The following is a 21358-nucleotide window of genomic DNA, read 5'->3' as shown; positions in this document are numbered from 1 at the left end:
TCGGTCCGCCGCCTCTTCACAGGCGTCCGTCGCAGTGGTCAGTTTCACTTTTGAGAGAGCCCCGCATGCCATCTTCCAACGCTGTTCTCCGCGCCCCCGTTGCCCGCAAGGCCGACGGCGCCGACCCGTATGCCTGGCTGCAGGATCGCGACACCGATGAGGTCCTCGATTACCTCAAGGCCGAAAACAGCTATCAGGAACAGCAACTGGCCGATCAACAGGCCCTGCGCGAGACCCTGTTTCAAGAGATCAAGGGCCGCATCCTCGAAACCGACCTGTCGCTGCCCTCCCCGTGGGGGCCGTACCTGTATTACACCCGGACCACTGAAGGCGACGAATACGCCCGTCACTACCGCTGCCCGCGCCCGGCGGACGATTCGCAGACCGTCAATGAAAATGCTGAAGAGCTGCTGCTGGACCCGAACGTGCTGGCCAATGGGGGCTTCTTTTCCCTCGGCGCGTTCAGCATCAGCCCGGACCATCAGCGACTGGCCTACAGCCTCGACACCAGCGGCGAAGAGGTCTACCAGCTCTACGTCAAGGAACTGAGCAGCGGCGACGTCACCGCCCTGCCCTTCGAAGACTGCGACGGCAGCATGACGTGGGCGAACGACAGCCAGACCCTGTTTTTCGGCGAACTCGACGACACCCACCGCCCGCACAAGCTCTATCGCCATAAGCTGGGCAACGACTCGGCGGAGCTGGTGTTCAGCGAGCCAGACGGGCGTTTCTTCCTGCATTGCTACCGCACCAGCTCCGAGCGCCAGTTGGTGCTGGGTCTGGACAGCAAGACCACCGGGGAAAGTTGGGTGCTGGACGCCAGCACGCCGGATCAGCCGTTCGTGTGCATCGCGCCCCGCAGCGAAGGCCACGAGTACTCGGTGGACCACGGTTTGATCGACGGCGCCTGGAGCTGGCTGATTCGCAGCAATCAGGACGGCATCAACTTCGCCCTCTTCCACGCGCCTGAGCAGGCGAGCGACGTGCCAGAGCGCAAGGATTGGCAGACGCTGATCCCCCATAGCGACAGCGTGATGCTCGACGGTTTCAGCCTCAACGCCCGTGGCTTGACCTTGAGCCTGCGCGAAGGCGGCCTGCCCATCGTCGAAGTTCACCCACAGGGTTTGCCGCCCTATCGCGTGCAATTGCCGGACGCGGCCTACAACCTCTATGTGCAGGACACCCTTGAATTCGAGAGCGACAAGATTCGTCTGCGCTATCAATCGCTGAACCGTCCGCCCCAGGTGCGTCAATTGACGCTGGCCACCGGGGACCAGGTCGTACTCAAGGAAACGCCGGTTCTGGGGGTGTTCGACGCCGATGCCTACGTCAGCCAGCGCTTGTGGGCGACCGCCGCCGACGGCACGCAGGTGCCGATCAGTCTCGTGGTCAAACGCGAACTGGCCGGTGAGCCGGTGCCGCTGTACCTGTACGGCTATGGCGCGTACGGCGAAAGCCTCGACCCGTGGTTTTCCCATGCCCGTCTGAGCCTGCTGGACCGTGGCGTCGCCTTCGCCATCGCCCACGTGCGCGGCGGCGGCGAATTGGGTGAGGTCTGGTACCGCACCGGCAAACAGGAGCACAAGCAGAATACGTTCAGCGATTTCATCGCCTGTGCCGAACATCTCATTGCGGAAAACCTGACGTCGGCCGAAAAACTGGTGATCAGCGGTGGCAGCGCCGGGGGGCTGTTGATCGGCGCGGTGGTCAATCAGCGTCCGGAGCTGTTCAAGGCCGCGATTGCCGAAGTGCCGTTCGTCGACGTGCTCAACACGATGCTCGACCCCGATCTGCCATTGACCGTGACCGAATACGACGAGTGGGGCAACCCGCAAGAGCCCGACGTCTACGCTCGGATCAAGGCCTACGCGCCTTACGAGAACGTCAGCGCGCAGGCCTACCCGGCGATGCTGGTGATCGCCGGGTACAACGACAGCCGCGTGCAATATTGGGAAGCGGCCAAGTGGGTGGCAAAATTGCGCGACACCAAAACCGACGACCACCTGCTGCTGCTCAAGACCGAACTGGGCGCGGGGCATGGCGGGATGAGCGGGCGGTATCAGGGATTGCGTGACGTAGCGCTCGAATACGGGTTTATCTTCAAGGTATTGCAGCTGGCCTGAGGAACTCTTTGCAGGCCTTTTGTCATATCAAGGCTGCCGGGCGTTGAGACGTCCGGTGCCGTTGTGCCGGTCATTTTTCAAACACTCAACAAGAACATGCCATGCCGACATCTTCATCACTGAACAACGAGATCCGCGAGATGCTGATGGACTGCGGTCTGTTCCTCGCGCTCACCCCTGCGGACTTTTCCGCGGCGGCAGGTTACTTCAGCATCAGCAGCATCGAGAAAGGCGAAGCGATCTTCAACGAAGGCGACGCGGGCACCTTCATGTGCATCATCCATTCGGGCACGGTGTCGGTGCAAAAGCGCAACGGCGAAGGCGTACCGGTCGAAACGGCGATTCTGCGCAGCGGTCGGGCATTCGGTGAAATGGCCGTGCTGGATGGCGAACGCCGCTCGGCCAGTTGCGTGGCGGCGTCTTCCTGCTACTTGCTGAACCTGGGCAAGGACTCGCTGGACAAGATGCTCAATGAAGCGCCCAAAGTCGCGGCCAAGATCATCCGCGCCATCGCCATCGCCATGTCCAAGCGGCTGCGGATGATGGATGGTCAAGTGTTGGCGCAGCAGGAATAAACGGTTCGAATTACGGGCTTGGCTTCGCGGGCGGCGGTAAACCTGGCAGCGGTTCATCGTCTTTGGGCGGCCCCGGCTGGGGGATTTTTGGCAATAACGGCGGATTGCCTTGCCCGCCTGCGCGGGGAACGCTGGGCGGCGACACTTGTGGATACGGGGTCGGCGTGGCCGTGCCGGGCGACCCGGACGTGGCGGCAATAGGTTCCGGCGCAGTGAGGACAGGTTGCAGGCTCTCGGCAAATACCTGAGATGCACCGAGCGCAGCCACGGCAATCGCCGCTAGAATGTACCGCTTCATCGTTGGCCTCCACTGCCAATCTTCTGTCGGGACGCTCAGACTACGCCTGCTCAGCGCTTCGTGCGCTGACAAATTGCACGCCGCGCCCTTGCCACGTCTTTCTCCGGGTTTTTCATGAAACGTTTCGTTCTGCTCGACACCACCCCGATCCCCGACAACGGCGGCGCCTTATGCCTGTTCGAGTACGGCGAAGACTTCGTGATCAAGATTCAGGGCGGCGACGGCGGCCAGTTGATGAACACGCGCATGCACGGCTCCGAGGATGCGTTGGCGGAAATCCCCTGCAAGAAGGTCGCCTCGCGCTTGCAGCCACGGGTGCTGATCGGCGGTCTGGGCATGGGCTTCACCCTCGCCTCGGCGCTCAAGCACCTGGGCAAGAATGGCGAAGTGGTGGTGGCCGAGCTGGTGCCCGGTGTGGTCGAGTGGAATCGCGGCCCGTTGGGTGAGAAATCGGGCAATCCGTTGCAGGACCCGCGCGCCAAGGTGGTCGTCCAGGACGTGGCGCAGGTGCTGAAAAGCGAGCATCAAGGTTTCGATGCGATCATGCTCGACGTTGACAACGGCCCCGAAGGCCTGACGCAAAAGGCCAACAGCTGGCTGTACTCGGCGGGTGGCCTGGCCGCTTGCGCCACCGCGCTACGTCCCAAGGGCGTGCTGGCCGTGTGGTCCGCCAGCGCCGACGCCGCGTTCAGCGACAAACTGCGCAAGGCCGGGTTCAAGGCCGAAGAGGTCAAAGTCTACGCCCACGGCAATAAAGGGACACGGCATACGATCTGGATTGCCGAAAAACTCAAACAGACCGCATGAAAACTACTGCGCTCGGCAATACTGCGTTAAAAACAGGCGGGAAATGCTCATTTAGAACACCTAGAGTCGGACGCGACCCCGGCCGTTTCCCGCCTGTTTTTGCCTTGTCTTGCCTTCGCTCGCTACGTTTTCACGCGGTCTGTACGGCTGACGCGCGCGCAAAGCGTTAGAATCGCCCCATTGCCCACAGCACACGAAACAGGTGACACCATGAGTTCGGGAACCCCGACCAACACATCCAAACTCGACCGCATCCTCGCCGACGCTCAACGCGACCGTGAGATGGGGTATCGCGATAAAGCCCTGCGCATGTACCCGCACGTCTGCGGCCGCTGCGCCCGTGAGTTTGCCGGCAAGCGCCTGAGTGAACTGACCGTGCATCACCGCGACCACAACCACGACAACAACCCGCAGGACGGCTCCAACTGGGAGCTGCTGTGCCTGTATTGCCACGACAACGAGCATTCGCGTTACACCGACCAGCAGTATTTCTCGGACAGCTCGACCAGCAGCCCGAAAACAGCCAAGGCGACGCACAACCCGTTTGCCGCGTTGGCTGGCCTGATGAAGAGCAGCGACGACGCGTAAGCCACGAGCTGCAAGCAAGAGCGGTGCACGTGAGTTCACCGCTCACTGCTTTTTCTTGCAGCTTGCAGCTCGAACCTCGAAACTGCCCCCTTTTTTACGAGCATCTCCCCCCGTGGCCAACAAACGCTATGCCTGCATCGGCTTGTTCAACCCTAAATCCCCGGAAAACGTCGGATCGGTGATGCGTGCGGCAGGCTGTTACGGCGTGGCGTCGGTGTTTTACACGGGCAAGCGCTACGAGCGAGCCCGGGATTTCGTGACGGACACCAAGAAAATTCATCAGGACATCCCGCTGATCGGCATCGATGACCTGAGAAAAATCATCCCCCTCGGCTGCGTGCCTGTCGCCGTCGAGCTGGTGGAAGGCGCCCGTTCGTTGCCTGAATACACCCACCCGGACCGTGCGATTTATATCTTCGGCCCGGAAGACGGTTCCCTCGACAAGGAGATTCGTGACTGGTGCGAAGACGTCGTCTATATCCCCACCACCGGTTGCATGAACCTGGCGGCGACCGTCAACGTGGTGCTTTACGACCGCATGGCCAAGGGCAACAACACCCGCTCCGGCCCGCAATTCGGGCGCGAAACCGACCGCACCTGATCAACGTCCCGCGTCAAACGCATTGAACAGTTTGCCCGCCCGAGAGTCAGCTTTAGGGACCTTACCTTTCATGGAGAACGCATCATGAGCGATACCCCGATCCTTAAACGTGTCGATCGTCAGCTTCACGACCTTCCAGAGCAAAACGTACAGGGGTGGGAGCGCATCGGCTCGCTGGCCGGTGGCGTGTTGATGATGGGCAAGGGTCTGCGCCGTGGCGGCATCTTCGGGTTGGTGCAGCTGGCCATTGGCGGCGCAGTTCTCGCACGCGGCATCACAGGGCATTGCTCGGCCAAGTCGCTGCTGGAAAAAAGCCGCAGCGAGATGAACGTGGCCCGCGCACGCATTCAAGAGGCCGGCGCCGAACTGAGCAAGCTGAAAACCAAGGCCGAAGTGGCGGCGGAAGAAGCAGTGGTGAAAAGCATCGATTCGGTGAAAGGGCCGAAGGGCGTTTGATCCAAACAAACTCTCACTGATTCGCGTGTCCCCTGTAGAAGTGAGCTTGCTCGCGATAGCGGTCGGTCACGCGCTGGATTCTTTTCTGATCCGGCCTGATCGCGAGCAAGCTCACTCCTACAGTTCGAGTCGCGTTTGGCAGATGATTGAGGCGGCCTTGAGATCGCTCAAACCCGCAACCAAGCCGCTATGGGGAAATGGGAAAGCCTTTCCTCATTGCAGCAGATTGCTCGCCAGCACCTTCGACGACTCCCCCATCACCCCCGCGCTGATCTGCACGAAGTCCTCAGTGCTCACCGCGCCCATTCGCATCAACCCCTGTGCCACATCATCCAGCGATTTCTGGTCGTTGGTCTTGCGCCGAATTTCCTGATCCAAGGTCCCCATCAGCAATGCCGCACGGGCCGTCATGGCCGCATCGACCCGCTCGCCGCGCAAGGTCGTTACCTTGCGCCCGACCCGCGTCATGATCGATTGCCAGTCCTGATACCGGTCCTCGCTCATGCCCCCGGCCCGACGCAGCAGCTCGACCGAGTAATACTCGGCGATGCCCGCCCTGATCCAGTCGCTGCGGTCCTTGGTGCGAATGCGCGCAAACACCTGCACCAGTTCCCACAGCAAGGGGCTGGCGCCGCTCTCGCTGATCAGTGGCCGGGTGCTGTTGAGGTAGATTGAATCGTGACCGGCGCTGGCATTGCGTGCCATGCCGTCCGCCGCGCCCACCACCAGCAGCTTGCCCGGAATTCGCGGGAAGACGGCCTGCAGCTTCGGCCAGACGAACGTCAGCAGCGTCAGGGTTTCCATCCGCCGCATGCCCTGCCCTTTCGGCGCGCTGACGGTGACGTCGGTGTCACCGAGGTGTGCACGGCGATTGACCAGATTGCCCGCCAGCATCCAGCCCGTAGGCCGATCGAACAGACGTGACACGTTGTCGATGCGGAAGCGATTCTTGCCAATGCGCGGCCATGAGCTTTCCACGTTTTTCCAGCCGGTGGGCAGATCGACGGTCAAGCGCGCATGCAAATGCACACCTTCCTGCTGATCAAGACGGGCGCGCGGCACCAGGTCTTCGCCACGAAACAACGCCCAGTCAGGGGTCATGCGACTGTCGTAGCGCGGTTTTTCGGGCATTGCGTCGGCGGTGTGACGATTGATTTTCACACGCCAGGTCAGCGTGGCCTTCCCCGATGCAGGCTTCCACACCCCGCGCCCTTCCGGCCCCGCGATCCATTGGCCATCGGCGGTGAAGTCACTGAAGTAGCCCTTCTGGCCGAGGTTCATGTCCAGGCTGCGCACGGCGCTGCCCTGCTCCAGCGTCAGGCGCACTTCAGCCTGATCACTCTGCGGCAGCAAGGTGACGTGATAATCGAGATCGACGTTCTTCGCGGCGCTGGCCGGAACAGACATCGCCAGGCCCAACGCAAGCATCGCAGCACACAGCGGCAGTTGATAACGCACGAGTAGACCACTCCTGTTGCGACAGGCTTTTGGATCGGGGTTAGCTCACAACAGCTCAGCCAGCGCGGAAGATCAGGTAATCCTCCCAGTCGTCCTCGGCGACGCTCTTTTCGCTGAGCATCCGGCCTGACTGGGAAATGCGTTGTTTGTGCACTTGCTCCCGATCCCCGCACACCAAGTGGTGCCAGAGCGGAAGGTCTTTGCCTTCGCTGACCAATCGGTAGCCGCAGGTGGGCGGCAACCACTTGAATTCATCGGCCTGACCCGGCGTGAGTTGAATGCAATCCGGCACCAGTGCGCGACGATTCGGATAATCGGTGCATTGACAGGTGTTCAGGTCGAGCAACTGGCAGGCGACGCGCGTGTAATAGACGCTGCCGTCGTCCTCGTCTTCGAGTTTCTGCAGGCAGCACAGGCCGCAGCCGTCGCACAGGGATTCCCACTCGACCGGGTCAAGTTGATCGAGGGTTTTGCGCATCCAGAACGGTTCGACTTTGGCGGCCATGATTTCGAAGGAATCGGTATCGGGTGATGAAAAGGCCGCCAGTCTAGTGGCACAGGGCACGCGGGGCCAAGCGCTGGCGACTGTCGGTACACGCGGGCTTGTCAGCGTCAGGCAGTCGCAGTAGCTTTATGCCCTCGCGAATACGGGCTCCAATCCTTCGCGACACCCGCATCAGACTCATCCTGTTTCGATGATGCCTGCCGTCCACGGCCCATCTGATTGATCCCGTTCGCCACGTTCGCTGGCGGGCGGTCACTTCACTTTTTTCAGGACCGGAATTTCCATGAGCGACAACTCCCGCATTGCCGACTACGCCATTCATTCGCAATTCACCGATCGCTGGTCGCCTCGCGCCTTTACCGGCGAGAGCATTCCGCAGGAAACCCTGCTGAGTTTCTTCGAGGCCGCACGCTGGGCGCCGTCCGCGTATAACTCGCAGCCGTGGCGCTTCCTCTATGCGCGCCGCGACACGCCGAACTGGGAGCGCTTTCTGAGCCTGCTGGTGGAATTCAACCAAGGCTGGGCGAAGCACGCGTCGGCGCTGGTGATCGTGATTTCCAAGACCACCTTCACCGCACCAGGCGCCACTGAAGAAACGCCTGCGCTGTGGCACACCTTCGACACCGGTTCGGCATGGGGTCACCTGGCGCTGCAAGCGAGCCTGAGCGGCTGGCATACCCACGGCATGGCCGGTTTCGATCAGGAGAAGACTCGCAAGGAATTGAAGATTCCAGAGGGTTACGCCATTCACGCAGCGGTGGCGATTGGCAAACTGGGCGATAAATCGACCCTGCCCGAGTACCTGCAAGCCCGCGAAACCCCAAGCCCGCGCCGTCCGGTGGGGGAATTGGCGGCTGAAGGGGATTTCAGTTTGTAAGGCCCTTACATCCGACGCATTTGTATCGCCTGATCCATCTTTCGCGAATAAATTCGCTCCCACAGTTGGATCGGCGTCAGGCCGAGAACATTGCGGCGCTGGTGCTCTCCTGTAGGAGCGAATCCATTCGCAAATAGGCGTTACAGCCGACGCATCTCTGTCGCCTGATCCATCTTTCGCGAATGAATTCGCTCCTACAGGTAGATCCGCGTCAGGCCACAAACATCCTGGCGCCGCTGCTCTCCTGTGGGAGCGAATTCATTCGCGAATAGGCGTTACAGCCGACACATCTCTGTCGCCTGATCCATTTTTGGGAGGCCAGATCAGTCAGGTCCGCTTCAGGCCGCAAACATTGCGGCGCATCAGTCAGGTCCGCTTCAGGCCGCAAACATTGCGGCGCATCAGTCAGATCAGCCTCCCGCCTCAATACCCCTTCGCGAAATCCACCAATCCGCGCAGCGGCTCACCCGCGTTGAACGCTCTCAGGTTCTCTACGAACAATTGGGTCATGGCCGGTGGCGAGGTCGGCGCGGAGCTGTGGCCGGTCAGCAGCAGGCCCCACGCGGTCCAGAACGGGTGACGTTGCGGCAGCGGCTCCTGACGGCACACGTCGATCACCGCGCCCGCCAGGTGCCCTTCCTTCAAGGCATTGACCAGGTCGGCATCCACTACCGCTACGCCGCGTCCAACGTTGATGAACAACGACGACGGCTTGAATTGGGCGAACAGCTTCGCGTCGTAGATATCGTGGGTCTGTGCCGTGTTTGGCAGCAGGTTGATCACGAAATCCGCTTCGCCCACCAGACGTGGCAAATCGTCCATCGAGCCAACTTCCACGAACGGCGCCTGGTCACGGGCAGTCGATGCAACGCCCGACACCTGCACGCCAAACGGCAGCAGGAACTGCGCAACGCTGACGCCAATGTCGCCGGTGCCGACGATCAGCGCCTTGCGCCCCGCCAGGCTGTGACCCATACGGTCGTCCCACTTGCGCTCGACCTGGCTGACCAGCCGCGCCAGCACTTCGCGCTCATGCACCAGCATGTAAGTCAGGACGAATTCGGCCATCACTTGACCGAAGATGCCCACGGCACGGGTCAATCGGTAGTCGCGGTTGAGGCCAGGCGCGAGCAAGGGGGTGACCCCGGCCCAAGTCGATTGCAGCCACTGCGGCTTATGACCCTGACGCAGCAGGTTGGCGAGCAAGTCAGGCTGGCCCAGCCAGATCGGCGTATCAGCCGCCATTTTTGACAGCTCGGCGGAGTCGCCGCTGCTCAGCACTTCAAGGTCAGGAGCAGCGTTGCGGAGGAGTTCGGTATAAACGGGGTAATCGTGTTCGGCGATCAGAACGCGCATGGATTCAAAACTCACAAAAACGGACAGGCGACCGCATGGCGTCTGGCCCTTGACGCTCGCTCAAAAAAAACAGGCCAGAAACGCTCGGCGGTCCGGTAAACCCCTGCGATGACTTGCAGGGTCGAAAGTGAATCAGACCGGGTCGTTGCGGCGCAGCAACTCTTCAGGCAGGTGCTCGATGTACTCATCTTCGGCCGGCGGCATTTGCAGGTGATAGCCCTGCTTTTCCAGATTCGCCAGCACTGCGTGAATGTCTTCACGGGCCAGCGCGCGCTCCGGGGAGAGGACCAGATCGAACGCGTGGTGCGGCTTGCCGAATGCGCTCAGCAGTTCGACCGGCACGCGCTCAAGCGCATCGCTCTTGAGCACATAGAGGTACATTTCATTTCTGCGTGGGCTGCGATAAATGGAGCAAATACGTTTCAAGGCTGTTCTCCGGCGTTGGCCAGGCTGTCGAGCAGCATCTGGCCCATCAATTCGCGGCGCCAGCCACGCAACGAATCGGGCAGTTTATAGGGACCGTCTGGGTAACCGGTCTTGAGCAGGGCTTCGAGCGTCTTCTTGCGCAGCATCAGCTCCGGCGCCATGTCGAGGTGCTCGGCTTGCTGCTGGCCAATGGCGCGCAGGCTCTTCAGTACGTTCGACGCTTCAATCGGCAACGGCTCAGGCAAGGCTGGCGGCCACAGATCGGGGGTGACACTGCCAGCTTTTTTGATCAGGTCCAGCAGAAACTCGCCATCCTGACGCACGGTCTTGGGGTGCATGTCTTCAATTTTCGCCAACGCCCCGAGGTTATCGGGCTGGGTCTTTGCCAGCGGCCACAACGAATGCTCACGCAGCACCCGATTGCGCGGCTGATTGCGCAGGCGGGCCTGCTGCTCGCGCCAGGCGCAGAGTTCGCGCAGCACGCTCAACTGGGCACGGGACAGTTTCCACGCCAGCTTGGCGTCGCGATAGACCTCGTAGGGATCGGTTTCCCGCCGCAGGTTGGCGACCAGTTCGGCGCCGTCTTCCAACACCCAGGCGTATTTTTTATCGGACAAGCGCGGGCGCAGCAGGCTGTAGACCTCGGCCAGGTGCACGGCGTCTTCGGCGGCGTAGCTGATTTGCGTGTCCGAAAGCGGACGTTGCAGCCAGTCCGAGCGGGTTTCGCCTTTGGGCAGCTCGATGTTCAGGACTTCCTGCACCAAGCGCGAGTAGCCCATCGAGAATCCGAGGTTCAGATAGGCGGCGGCGAGCTGGGTGTCGAACAGCGGCGCGGGCAGGCTGCCCGTGAGGCGCAACAGGACTTCAAGGTCTTCGCTGCAGGCATGAACAACTTTAATGACGTCAGGGTTTTCCAGCAGGGCGGCCAGGGGTTTCCACGCGTTGATCAGCAACGGGTCGATCAGGTAGGCGCGCGACCCGTCGCCGATCTGCAAGAGCGCGGCGATGGGATAGAAGGTATCGACCCGCATGAATTCGGTGTCGAGGGCAACGAATGGCAGCGTCTGCCACTCTGCGCAGTGTCGGGCGAGGCTGTCGTCGTCGCGAATCCAGTGAATATCGATGGCCACACGGCTCTCCCTTGAAGAATGGCGCGCAGTATATATCGCTATGAGCGTTTACCGGGCATCCGTCCTACAAGTCTCGAACAACTTCATCTTCCGTGTTTGGCGACGGGAGGGTGAACCGCGACCGTCCATCGGATCGTTCAGCCGTTTTTGCTCAATACGTACACCCGCCACATGGCGTAGCCGGGAAGAAAATCGTGGTGACCGATGATCCTGAACCCGGCCTCGGCAAACTCTGACTCAATGTCGGCGCGGCACACCACGAAGCGATTGCGCACGGCAGTCGAATTGCCCGAAGCGAGCCTTTGGCATTCTTGACGCTTGCGTCGCCACGCCTTGATGTTGCCGTCCACCCACAGCGCAACAATGGCCGTGTCGCGGGTGACGCGATAGAACTCCTCAAGGATGGCCTGGCGTTTTTCCCGATCCGCCACGTGATGGAACAGCCGCATGCAAAAGATGCAATCGACCGCGTTCTCCGACAGCCCGATTGAAAACGCCGAACTCTGGAACGTGCGAATCCGCTTGCGCACCTCGGCACTCGACTGCGCTTCAGCGATTTCAAGCATGTCGGTGGAGGGGTCCGCCGCCAGAATCACCCGATTCGAGTGCTCGGCCAGAATTGGCCAGAAACGCCCGGACCCAGAGGGCACGTCGAGCACCAGCCCCGGTTCGCCCGCATCGCGCAGCGCCTGACGGGCCAGTTGGGCGTCGCGCCAAAGGCTCAAGCGTCTGGCCAATCCCTGCTCATGGCGCTGCACGTACTGCTGCGCCGGGTGCTGGTCGGTGGTGTGTTCACTCATTCGCCAGTACCCCATCCGTATAAATCCCCCGGCAGCCGGCAAACATGTCCAGCGCCGGGTTATAGACTTGGGTGTGCACTTTCAGCAGGCCCAGCATCGAATGGAACAGATTGTCCTGGCTCAACGGTGCGTTGCGTTCTTTTTGCAAACAATGAGTGTTTACCGCAAACGACTGCTGATAGTTGTCGGAGAACCAGGCAATCATCGGTACGTGTTTTTGCTGATCCGGCGCCAACATGTAAGGCGTGCCATGCAGGAACAAGTTGTATTCCCCCAGCGACTCGCCGTGATCGGACAGATACAGCATCGCGGTGTCCACTTTATTCTGGTTGCTGCGCAGAATATCGATGAGCGTCGCCAATACATGGTCGGTGTACAGCAAAGTATTGTCGTATCCGTTGACGATACTTTCCCGCGAGCAATTATTCAGGGCATTGCTTTCACACACCGGTGTGAATTTCTCGAATTCTTTTGGATAACGCTTGAAGTACTCAGGGCCATGGCTGCCCATTTGGTGCAGGACCAACACGGTGTCCTTGTCCAGCGTGTCGATAAAGTGCTGCAAGCCCTGCAGCAGGATCTCGTCGCGGCACTCGTTATTGGCGCACAACGACGGGTCCTTGAGGTTACTGACATCTTGCAGGGTGACACGGTCGCAGGTGCCTTTGCAGCCCGACTGGTTATCGCGCCAGATCACGTCGAGACCGGCGCGCTTGAGCACGTCGAGCATGCCCTCCTCGTTCTTCGCGGTGCTCGCGTCGTAATCCTTGCGCCCCATGTTGGAGAACATGCACGGCACCGACACAGCGGTTTCGGTGCCACAGGAGTGAACATCGGTAAAGGTCAGCAGACCGGGCTCTTTCTTCAATTGCGGCGTGGTGTCGCGGCTGTAGCCCAGAATGCCGAAGTTCTCGGCCCGGGCACTCTCGCCGACCACCAGTACGGTGAGGGACTTACGCGGGTGTTGCTGCCAGTCGCTGGCCAGTTGCGCGTCCTGGCCGATGCTGACGAACGGCTTCTGCGCGGATTTGATCTGCTCGCTCACGTAACCCACCGACGCACCGATGTAATTGCTTGGCACCACTATCAGGCGCAGTTCGTGATGGTTGCGAAACAGCGACGCCAGCCCTTGATAGTTCATCAGCGCCACGCCACCGATCACGCACGAGCAGACGGCACTCACGACCACTTTGCTCAACACTTCGCGCGGCCAGCGACGGTAGTTGACCGGCACCTTCCACAGCACCACGGACGGCACGACGCCCAGTGCAAACAGATAAATAAACAGTTTTAACGACAGCAACCCTTGAACTTCGGTGATGTTGGTCTCCGCGAAGTTGCGAAACATCCCTGAATCGATCATGACCCCGTATTCGCCCATGTAATACGCGACACCCGCGCTGATCATGAATAAAGCGATCAACACCGGCTTTAATACCTTCTTGAAGGCAAACAACGTCAGAAAAATATTAAAGGCACAAAAAACCATCACGGCAAACGCGCCACGCAATAACAGCCCCTTACCGTTGAAGTCGGTAATGGTAAACAGGTGCTGCCACAGCGTCAGGTTAAACCCGACCAGCAAAAAAACACTGGCGAGCACGGTCACGAGCTCGGGACGAACTGCTTTTACGTTCAGCATGGAGGGATCTGCGTGCCTGAAAAGAGAATGCCGATCAAAAACGAAAACGCTTCTTCGACATCGCAAACTTTAGGCAGAGGGCCATCAATTTTTTGTGAAAAGGATGAGAACAAAAGGTGGGGTTTGACGGCTTTTTTGCAGCAAGAATCTGCGCAACAGATCGTGGCAAAAATCTGAATGAGAGAGCGTTGGCTTGGGGGTAAGGTAGCGGCACTCACTCACAACCATAATCGATTTGCGTATATTTCTATGGATGCTGTATTTTTTGAAACGTCGGCTTTCAGCTGCCTCCGTCCCGACTATCTGGACGAAGAGGCTTATCGCACACTTCCGCTAGCGTTAATGGCAAACCCTACCATGGGGGATCTGATGCCGAGAACCGGAGGATTCCGGAAGCTGCGCTGGCCGGACTCGCGAAGAGGAAAAGGCAAACGGGGTGGGCTGAGAATGATCTATTACTGGTTGCTCAGTGACGGGCAATTCTGGATGTTCTCCATCTACGACAAGGACGAGCTTGAGAAACTGTCTTCCGATCAAGAACGCCAATTGAAGGAAGTCATCCTCTCGGAACTGAAGAAACGAGGCACGCAATGAGCAAAAAACGCGATCTATTCGCAGAGATGATGCAAGGTGTCGAGGAAATGGCCGCGCATCGACAAGGAAAAATTACCCTGCGTAGCGATACGTTCCTGGAAAAACCAGCGCCAGACGTTTCGGCTCAGGAAATCATCGCTCTGCGGGAGCGTTTGCATATGTCGCAGAACGTATTCGCCAGACGCATTCGCACCAGCGCCAGCACACTGCGTAACTGGGAGCAAGAGAAGTCCAGGCCTAACGCCCAGGCGGCGCTGCTGATCAGGCTGGTCGATAAATTCCCGGACATGGTTGATCGCCTCAACGCGGTGTGAACAAAAAAACCGCCCTACGTTGCCGTGGGGCGGTTTCAGGTCCACCGCTAATCACGTGCAGAAGCCGCCAAGGCGGCGTCGACAGTCACGTTCTCCAGCGAGGCATGCCTCGCTTACACCGCGCTACGACGATAGCTACGGTAGTTCGGCATCCAGAAGTTACGTTCGATGGCGTCCACCAGCATCTCTTCGGTGGTTTCCAGCGCGACGTTTTCGGCTTGTGCCTGTTTGGCCACGGCCAGGGCGATTTTCTTGCTGACGGACTGGATTTCCTTCAACGGCGGCAGGACCGCGTCGCCTTTGCCGGTGACTATCGGCGAGCATTCAGCCAGTGCATTCGACGCGGCCATGAGCATTTTGTCGGTGATGCGCGTGGCTTTGGCCGCGATGACGCCCAGGCCGATGCCCGGGAAGATGTAGGAGTTGTTGCACTGCGCGATGTGGAACGTGCGATCGCCTACAGTCACAGGCGCAAACGGACTGCCGGTTGCGACCAGCGCGTCGCCGTTGGTCCAGGTCAGGACTTCCTGCGGTGTGACTTCCACTTTCGAGGTCGGGTTCGACAGCGGCATCACCAGCGGCTTGGCGCAGTGTTTGTGCATTTCGCGGATGATCTGCTCGGTGAACAGGCCGCGCTGGCCCGACACGCCGATCAGCACGGTCGGCTTGCCGTTGGTGACCACGTCCAGCAGCTCTGGGTAGCCCGAACCACTCGACCAGCCCGTCACATCACCTGCTTTTTGCGCGAGGTTTTTCTGGAAGTCCAGCAGGTTGTCCATGCTGTCAGTCAGCAAGCCGAAACGGTCAACCATCATCACGCGCTTGCGCGCTTCGGCTTCGCTCAGGCCTTCGATGACCATGGCCGCGATGATGTGCTCGGCGATGCCGCAACCCGCGGAACCAGCGCCCAGGAACACCACGCGCTGTTGGCCCAGGGTTTCGCTCTTGGCCTTGCACGCCGCGAGCAGCGTACCCACGGCGACGGAGGCGGTGCCCTGAATGTCGTCGTTGAAGCAGCACAGCTCGTCGCGGTATTTCTCCAGCAACGGCATGGCGTTGGTCTGGGCGAAGTCTTCGAACTGCAACAGCACGTCAGGCCAGCGACGCTGGACGGCTTCGATGAACAGCGCGATGAAGTCTTCGTATTCTTTGCCGGTCACGCGCTTGTTGCGCCAGCCCATGTACATCGGGTCGTCCAGCAGTTCCTGATTGTTGGTGCCCACGTCCAGCACGATCGGCAGGGTGTACGCCGGGCTGACGCCGCCACACGCGGTGTAAAGCGAAAGCTTGCCAATCGGGATGCCCATGCCGCCGATGCCCTGGTCGCCCAGGCCGAGAATGCGCTCGCTGTCGGTGACCACGATGATCTTGATGCGGTCTTTCGTCGCGCTGCGCAGGATGTCGTCGATGCGGTCGCGATCCGGGTAGGAAATGAACAGACCGCGGTGAGTGCGGTAAATCTTGGAGAATTCCTGACACGCCTGACCCACGGTCGGGGTGTAGATGATTGGCAGCATCTCTTCCAGATGCGAGTCCAGCAGCCGGAAGAACAGGGTTTCGTTGTTGTCCTGGATCGACCGCAGGTAGATGTGCTTGTCGAGATCGCTCGCGCACTGCTGGTATTGGCTGTAGGCGCGGGTCGACTGTTCTTCGATGGTTTCAACGTTTTGCGGCAGCAGGCCGATGAGGTTGAAATCCACACGTTCTTGCGGCGTGAACGCGCTGCCCTTGTTGAGGAGTGGCATCTCCAGCAACGACGGGCCAGCGTAGGAGATATACAAAGGTCGCGAGGTCTTGGTCATCAGTAATCGCCTTTTCTCTATTTGCTCTGTCAATACGGGCTCGAAAGGAAACCCCGGAGGTCGGTTTTTCACGACGCTCGACGCAGGTTCCGTCCGAAAAAATGGGGGGAGATGAAAAATCAGGGTGCCTATCTTACTCGTCTCGACGCAATTGCGACATTTTGTCGCTTGAACGATGACCAAATGATGGCGCAGCACGATGGCAGTTGCCCAGTGAAACCCTTGTCAGGAACCCTGAACGCTGATCGACCGCCAATGCGTCCGAATATTCTTGACCACTTCGAGAGGTTGCTCCTAGACTCCGATGCATGCGTATGCAAACCCCTTGCAATCCGGATTGCGACGCAGACCACCACAGCGCAAACCCGCTGACTTCAGCGGTCGGGCGCTGTCCGGATAGAACAATAAAAAAAACAGCAGGTGATGGCGATGCAGGCGTCCGAACACCCTCAGAATCCGATATTGCAGGTCGAAGGCCTGTGCAAGTCTTACGGACCGACCCACGCCCTTGGCGGCGTCAGTTTTCAGATCTATCCGGGCGAGGTGCACGCGCTGCTCGGCGAAAACGGCGCGGGCAAGTCCACGCTGGTGAAGATACTCACCGGCGTCGTGACGCCGAACCAGGGGACGATGCAGTTCGACGCCCGCCCCTACGCGCCCCGCTCCATTCTGCAGGCCCGCGCCAACGGCGTGACCACGGCCTTTCAGGAACTCAGCCTGCTCTCCAACCTGACCGTCGCAGAAAACCTCGCCTTGCCCAAGCAGAGCAAAGGTTGGGCGGGTTTGAACTCCAGGTCACGAAACACCCAGGCGGCCCTCGACACATTGACCGCGTTCGGGCTTGGCGAGCTGGACCCGACCCTGCTGGTCAGCGAATTGTCCCTGGCCGATCGACAGCGGCTGGAGATCGTCAGAGCCCTGAGTCACCGCCCTTCCCTGCTGATCCTCGACGAACCGACCGCGGTGCTGCCCTCCACCGACTGGCTGTTCGACCTGATCCGCAAGGAAACCGCCAAGGGCACCGCCGTCTTGTATATCTCGCACCGCCTCAACGAAATTCGCCAGTTGTGCAGCCGGGCCACGGTGTTGCGCAGCGGGTGCAGCATTGGCACCACCGACCTTCAACACACCGACGACGCGAAGATATTCGAAATGATGGTTGGCCAGCGCATGGCCGCCACGGCCAGGAACGCCAGCCTGAGCGCGTCAGAAGCTTCACGGCAGAGGCCGAGGCTTGAGGTCGCCGGGCTGGATGCCGGGATGGTCAAGCACCTCAATCTCAAGCTTTACCCCGGTCAAATCGTCGGCGTGGCCGGTCTCGACGGCCAAGGCCAATGCGATCTGTTTCACGCCCTGTACGGGTTGATTCCCAAGCGCGCAGGAGAGATCAAGGTCGACGGCAAGCCCGCGTCGATTAATTCCCCATCCGCCGCCCTCGCGGCGGGCATCCAGGTCGCGCTGTTGCCCGAAGAGCGCAAGACCCAAGGCATCTTTGCCGACTTGGCCGTGCGCTCCAACATGGCGGTGTCGGCGCTGGATCGCATCGGTTGGATGGGGCTGGTGTCGCGCAAAAGCGAACGTCAACTGGCGACTCGCGTGGCCAGTCAGGTCGATCTTCAAGAGCGCTATCTGGATTTCCGCATCAACGAGCTGTCCGGTGGCAATCAGCAGAAAGCCCTGCTGGGACGGGTGCTGCTGACCGGGGCCAACACGCTGCTGCTGTTCGACCCGACAAGGGGCGTCGATGTCGGCACCAAACAGGCCCTTTATCTGGCCATCGAAGATTTCGCGCGCAAAGGCGGCGCGGTGCTTCTTTACTCTTCCGAACTGGCCGAGCTGGTGCGCTTGAGTGATCGCTGTCTGGTGATCTACGAGGGCCGGATCGCGGCCGAACTCGAAGGCGAGGCCATTGAGGAGACCCGTCTGGTCGCCGCCGCGACAGGGCACCGCCGACACGGCGAAGGAGAAGCGGCATGAGCACACTGTCTTCCCGCCTCAAACGTTTTTCCAAAAGCGGCGCTGGCACGGCGGCGCTGCTGTATGTCGTGCTGTTCGTGGCCTACGCCAGCGTGGAGCGCAGCGCATTGAGTGTGTCCGCGTTCAGCGATCTGGTGAACAACGCCTCGCCGCTTGCGATTGCCGCCGCGGGGGGCACGCTGATCGTGCTGCTGAAGGGGTTCGATCTGTCGGTCGCGGGGGTGATCTCGCTGGTCAATGTGATTCTGGCGAGCTACCCGCTGGAAGACGCGACGGGCGCGTTGGTCAGCCTCGGAATCGCCCTTGGCATCGGTGCGCTGGTCGGTTTAGTGAACGGTGTGCTGGTCGCCTACGGCCGCTTTCAGTCCATCGCCGTGACGTTGGCGACGATGATCATGACCGGCGGTCTGGCGCTGGTGATTCTGGATGCGCCGGGCGGCTCGGTCGCGGAATGGCTGAGCGAAACGCTGACCGACACCGTGGGCGGCATTCCGGTGTCCGGGCTGGTGCTGCTGGCCGTCGTCGCACTGTGGGCCCTGTTACGCAAGACCAATTTCGGCGTCGCACTGTACGCGGTCGGCCAGGATGAACACGCCGCCGCGTTGTCCGGCATTCAGGTGCAACGTACGCGCTGTCTGGCCTTCGTGATTGCAGGTGCCCTCTACGGCCTGAGCGGCTACATGCTGTCTGCACAAACCGCCACCGGCAACCCGAATGCAGGCAACACGCTGTTGCTCCTGACCTTCGCCGCCATCGCGTTGGGCGGCACGTCGTTTCGCGGCGGCATGGGCGGGCTCACCGGCAGCATCATCGGCGCAGCGAGCTTGATGTTGTTGCAGAAACTGCTGTTCTCCATCGGTGTGCAATCGTTCTACATCGGCCTGCTGCAGGGCATCGTCATGATCGTCGCGGTCAGCCTGATGAACGCCGGCGAATGGTTCAACCAACGGAGGGCCTGACATGACGAGCGCACGAATCGAATCGACTGATACCCGACAGGCAGCCCCCGTGAACGACGTCGCCACCGACCATCGCAAGTCCTCGCGGGTCTCCCGTGAAACCCTGAACATCGTCGGCGTTTTCATGCTGTGCGTGCTGGCACTGCTGGCGGCGAAATGGATCAACCCCAACGCAGGGGGTTATCAGCAACTGGAGACGATCCTGATCCTGTGCTCGTTTCTGGTGGTGGTTGCCTTTGGACAAGGCCTGGTGGTGCTGATTGGCGGGCTCGATTTGTCCATTCCTTCGGTCATCACCTTGGGCGGCATTCTAACGGCGGTGTGGGTCGGTGCTGACGGCGGTGTACTCAAAACCTGCGCGGTGCTGGGCGTCTGTGCGGTGGTCGGGGTCGTCAACGGGCTGGGCATCGGCGTGTTCAAGGTCCCGGCGTTCATCATGACCCTGGCGATGGGCATCATCGTTTACAGCCTCTGCCTCGGCGCCACGGGCGGCTCGCCCAACGGTGTATCGCCCAAGGCGTTCATCTGGCTCATGAGCGGTCGTGTGGCGGGGATTCCGGTGATCGTACTGTTCACGGTCGTCGGCGCCGTGATCGCTTTCATCGTGCAATCGCGCACCCGCTTTGGCACCCGGCTTTACGCGCTTGGCTCCAACCCGACCGCCGCACGTTTCGCCGGGCTGCACACCTTGCGCCTCACGGTCATGACGTACGCGTTGTGCGCCGTGCTCGCAGGCATCACCGGCATGCTGCTGGTGGGGTACTCCAACGGCGCGACGTTGCGCATGGGTGACCCGTATCTATTGCCCTCCGTGGCGGCCGTGGTGATCGGCGGATCGTCCATCAGCGGCGGTCGCGGCAGTTTCATCGGTACCCTGGCCGGTGCCCTGCTGCTCACCATCCTGGACATGATCATCTCCAGCCTCGGCTTTTCCCAAGGCTGGAGGACGGTCATTTCCGGGGCAATCATCCTCTTGGCCATTCTGCTCCAGCACGAAGGTGCAATGGACTGGCTGCGCTCGCTGAGGCACTCCAAACGCAAGACCTGAACGACCTTCACCGAATTTCATAACGGCTAACAACAACCAAAAGGCGGATGAAAATGAAGAGAGCACGTGAATTCAAGGTGTCCCGGCTGCGCGGCAAAATGACGGCGCTGCTAGCCGGGGTGATCGCTCCGTTGATGCTCGGGGCGATGCCGCTGACGGCGAACGCGGCGGTGAAGGATCATTACATTATTTACCTGAGCCTCAGCTACAGCGGCAACGCCTGGCAATCCGAAGCGGCGAATCTGGTGAAGGCGCTGGCCAAGACCCCGCCGTACGACAAAATGGTCGAACTGCGCGAGGTGATTTCGGGCACCGACGTGCAGGCGCAAATCTCGGCCTACGAGAGCATGATCGCGGCGGGCGCCGATGGCGTGGTGAGCTTTCCGGTCTCCCCCACCGCGTTGAACCGAACGGTCAAACGCGGCTGTGAAAAAGGCACCCTCTTCTACATGTATGACGCCACGGTCACCGAGCCGTGCGCGTACAACGTCAGCTACATCACCGCCGGTTTCGGCGAAAACACCGCTCAGGCACTGGTCAACGAACTGCATGGCAAAGGCAAGATTTTCCTGAGCCGTGGCGTGCCCGGCAACTCGGTGGACAAGCGTCACTACGACGGCGCGATGAGCGTGTTCAAGAAATACCCCGGCATTCAGATCGTCGCCGAGTATTACGGCTATTGGGACGACCGCACCACTCAACAGGAAACCGCCAAGGCCCTCGCCGCGCACCCGGACGTCGAAGGCATCTGGGCGCAGGCGGGCGAGAACGGCGCGCTCAAAGCGCTGCTCGCGGCCAACCACAAGCTGGTGCCGATGACCGGTGAAAACTCCAACGGCTTCCGCCTGGGCCTGGCCAATCCCGACTATCAGGCCAAAGGGCTGCGCGGCGTGTCGTCCGGTTCGCCACCGGCGGCAGCCGGTCTCGCGTTCAAGCTGATGATGGAGCAGCTGCAAGGCAAGCGTGAGATGAAAGTCCACAACATCGAGTACGCGCTGCCTTGGGTGCCTGCCGACAAAGTG

General features: G+C 60.5%; 22 protein-coding genes. 13 read left to right on the top strand and 9 right to left on the bottom strand.

The genetic code is table 11. The features are described from left to right. Positions 1-65 precede the first annotated feature (65 nt). Together GVN17_RS22975 and GVN17_RS22970 are read left to right on the top strand one after the other, a co-directional pair. Positions 66-2123: a S9 family peptidase gene (locus GVN17_RS22975; RefSeq protein WP_166597556.1), complete on the top strand. Its 2058-nt coding sequence runs from the start codon at positions 66-68 to the stop codon at positions 2121-2123. A 101-nt stretch (positions 2124-2224) separates the two neighbouring features. After that, positions 2225-2698 carry a cyclic nucleotide-binding domain-containing protein gene (locus GVN17_RS22970; RefSeq protein ID WP_166597555.1) on the top strand — a complete coding sequence of 158 codons (474 nt, stop codon included), beginning with the start codon at positions 2225-2227 and terminating at the stop codon, positions 2696-2698. 10 nt (positions 2699-2708) lie between these two features. Here GVN17_RS22970 and GVN17_RS22965 read toward each other — a convergent pair whose 3' ends face one another. Continuing rightward, positions 2709-2996, bottom strand: a complete 288-nt coding sequence (locus GVN17_RS22965; RefSeq protein ID WP_166597554.1) for a hypothetical protein — start codon at positions 2994-2996, stop codon at positions 2709-2711. A gap of 114 nt (positions 2997-3110) precedes the next feature. Between GVN17_RS22965 and GVN17_RS22960 the strand changes: the two genes are divergently transcribed. The 4 genes from GVN17_RS22960 (at position 3111) to GVN17_RS22945 (ending at position 5448) form a co-directional block, all read left to right on the top strand. Further along, on the top strand, positions 3111-3803 hold the full coding sequence (locus tag GVN17_RS22960) for a spermidine synthase (protein WP_166597553.1): 693 nt from the start codon (positions 3111-3113) through the stop codon (positions 3801-3803). 210 nt (positions 3804-4013) lie between these two features. Beyond that, positions 4014-4391, top strand: a complete 378-nt coding sequence (locus GVN17_RS22955; protein WP_166597552.1) for a YajD family HNH nuclease — start codon at positions 4014-4016, stop codon at positions 4389-4391. A gap of 112 nt (positions 4392-4503) precedes the next feature. Continuing rightward, the gene (locus tag GVN17_RS22950; RefSeq protein WP_166597551.1) at positions 4504-4992 is read left to right on the top strand and encodes an RNA methyltransferase; all 489 of its coding nucleotides are present in this window, start codon (positions 4504-4506) and stop codon (positions 4990-4992) included. Positions 4993-5076: 84 nt separating this feature from the next. Continuing rightward, positions 5077-5448: a DUF2892 domain-containing protein gene (locus GVN17_RS22945; protein WP_166597550.1), complete on the top strand. Its 372-nt coding sequence runs from the start codon at positions 5077-5079 to the stop codon at positions 5446-5448. Positions 5449-5661: 213 nt separating this feature from the next. Here GVN17_RS22945 and GVN17_RS22940 read toward each other — a convergent pair whose 3' ends face one another. Together GVN17_RS22940 and GVN17_RS22935 are read right to left on the bottom strand one after the other, a co-directional pair. Then, positions 5662-6876, bottom strand: a complete 1215-nt coding sequence (locus tag GVN17_RS22940) for a hypothetical protein (RefSeq protein WP_166597647.1) — start codon at positions 6874-6876, stop codon at positions 5662-5664. A gap of 85 nt (positions 6877-6961) precedes the next feature. Then, positions 6962-7411 carry a YcgN family cysteine cluster protein gene (locus tag GVN17_RS22935; RefSeq protein WP_166597549.1) on the bottom strand — a complete coding sequence of 150 codons (450 nt, stop codon included), beginning with the start codon at positions 7409-7411 and terminating at the stop codon, positions 6962-6964. A gap of 283 nt (positions 7412-7694) precedes the next feature. On the opposite strand from GVN17_RS22935, the gene GVN17_RS22930 reads away from it, so the two are divergent. Then, positions 7695-8288: a nitroreductase family protein gene (locus GVN17_RS22930; RefSeq protein ID WP_166597548.1), complete on the top strand. Its 594-nt coding sequence runs from the start codon at positions 7695-7697 to the stop codon at positions 8286-8288. A gap of 423 nt (positions 8289-8711) precedes the next feature. Here the strand turns inward: GVN17_RS22930 and GVN17_RS22925 are convergent, their stop codons facing one another. From GVN17_RS22925 to GVN17_RS22905, 5 genes are all read right to left on the bottom strand, one after another. Then, on the bottom strand, positions 8712-9644 hold the full coding sequence (locus GVN17_RS22925) for a D-2-hydroxyacid dehydrogenase (protein ID WP_166597547.1): 933 nt from the start codon (positions 9642-9644) through the stop codon (positions 8712-8714). A 132-nt stretch (positions 9645-9776) separates the two neighbouring features. Continuing rightward, positions 9777-10070, bottom strand: a complete 294-nt coding sequence (locus tag GVN17_RS22920) for a YcgL domain-containing protein (protein WP_166597546.1) — start codon at positions 10068-10070, stop codon at positions 9777-9779. Then, complete coding sequence (gene rnd, locus GVN17_RS22915; protein ID WP_166597545.1) at positions 10067-11200, bottom strand: ribonuclease D; 1134 nt, start codon at positions 11198-11200, stop codon at positions 10067-10069. Before rnd ends, GVN17_RS22920 begins: the two co-directional genes overlap by 4 nt. A gap of 137 nt (positions 11201-11337) precedes the next feature. After that, positions 11338-12000 carry a class I SAM-dependent methyltransferase gene (locus tag GVN17_RS22910; RefSeq protein ID WP_256665347.1) on the bottom strand — a complete coding sequence of 221 codons (663 nt, stop codon included), beginning with the start codon at positions 11998-12000 and terminating at the stop codon, positions 11338-11340. Beyond that, complete coding sequence (locus tag GVN17_RS22905; protein ID WP_166597543.1) at positions 11993-13642, bottom strand: phosphoethanolamine transferase; 1650 nt, start codon at positions 13640-13642, stop codon at positions 11993-11995. The genes GVN17_RS22910 and GVN17_RS22905 overlap by 8 nt, the downstream gene beginning before the upstream one ends. Before the next feature lie 249 nt (positions 13643-13891). Between GVN17_RS22905 and GVN17_RS22900 the strand changes: the two genes are divergently transcribed. Beyond that, complete coding sequence (locus GVN17_RS22900; protein WP_166597542.1) at positions 13892-14236, top strand: toxin; 345 nt, start codon at positions 13892-13894, stop codon at positions 14234-14236. Continuing rightward, positions 14233-14550 (top strand): DNA-binding transcriptional regulator, encoded by a 318-nt coding sequence (locus tag GVN17_RS22895; protein WP_166597541.1) that lies wholly within the window; start codon positions 14233-14235, stop codon positions 14548-14550. Before GVN17_RS22900 ends, GVN17_RS22895 begins: the two co-directional genes overlap by 4 nt. A gap of 113 nt (positions 14551-14663) precedes the next feature. Here GVN17_RS22895 and GVN17_RS22890 read toward each other — a convergent pair whose 3' ends face one another. Then, a complete protein-coding gene (locus GVN17_RS22890; RefSeq protein ID WP_166597540.1) occupies positions 14664-16352 on the bottom strand; it encodes an NAD-dependent malic enzyme in 1689 nt (562 codons plus the stop codon). A 429-nt stretch (positions 16353-16781) separates the two neighbouring features. On the opposite strand from GVN17_RS22890, the gene GVN17_RS22885 reads away from it, so the two are divergent. The 4 genes from GVN17_RS22885 to GVN17_RS22870 all read left to right on the top strand — a co-directional run. After that, positions 16782-18329, top strand: a complete 1548-nt coding sequence (locus tag GVN17_RS22885) for a sugar ABC transporter ATP-binding protein (RefSeq protein ID WP_218576371.1) — start codon at positions 16782-16784, stop codon at positions 18327-18329. Beyond that, positions 18326-19288, top strand: a complete 963-nt coding sequence (locus GVN17_RS22880; protein WP_166597539.1) for an ABC transporter permease — start codon at positions 18326-18328, stop codon at positions 19286-19288. Before GVN17_RS22885 ends, GVN17_RS22880 begins: the two co-directional genes overlap by 4 nt. Position 19289: 1 nt before the next feature. Continuing rightward, positions 19290-20336 carry an ABC transporter permease gene (locus GVN17_RS22875; RefSeq protein ID WP_166597538.1) on the top strand — a complete coding sequence of 349 codons (1047 nt, stop codon included), beginning with the start codon at positions 19290-19292 and terminating at the stop codon, positions 20334-20336. Positions 20337-20389: 53 nt separating this feature from the next. Next, positions 20390-21358, top strand: a 969-nt coding sequence (locus GVN17_RS22870; RefSeq protein WP_218576370.1) for a sugar ABC transporter substrate-binding protein, incomplete at its 3' end; no start/stop codon positions are given.

Source organism: Pseudomonas sp. SLFW, from assembly GCF_009905615.1.
Taxonomy (GTDB): domain Bacteria; phylum Pseudomonadota; class Gammaproteobacteria; order Pseudomonadales; family Pseudomonadaceae; genus Aquipseudomonas; species Aquipseudomonas bambusae.
The sequence above is the reverse complement of the archived record's forward strand: the minus strand, read 5'-3'. Positions and strand labels throughout refer to the sequence as shown.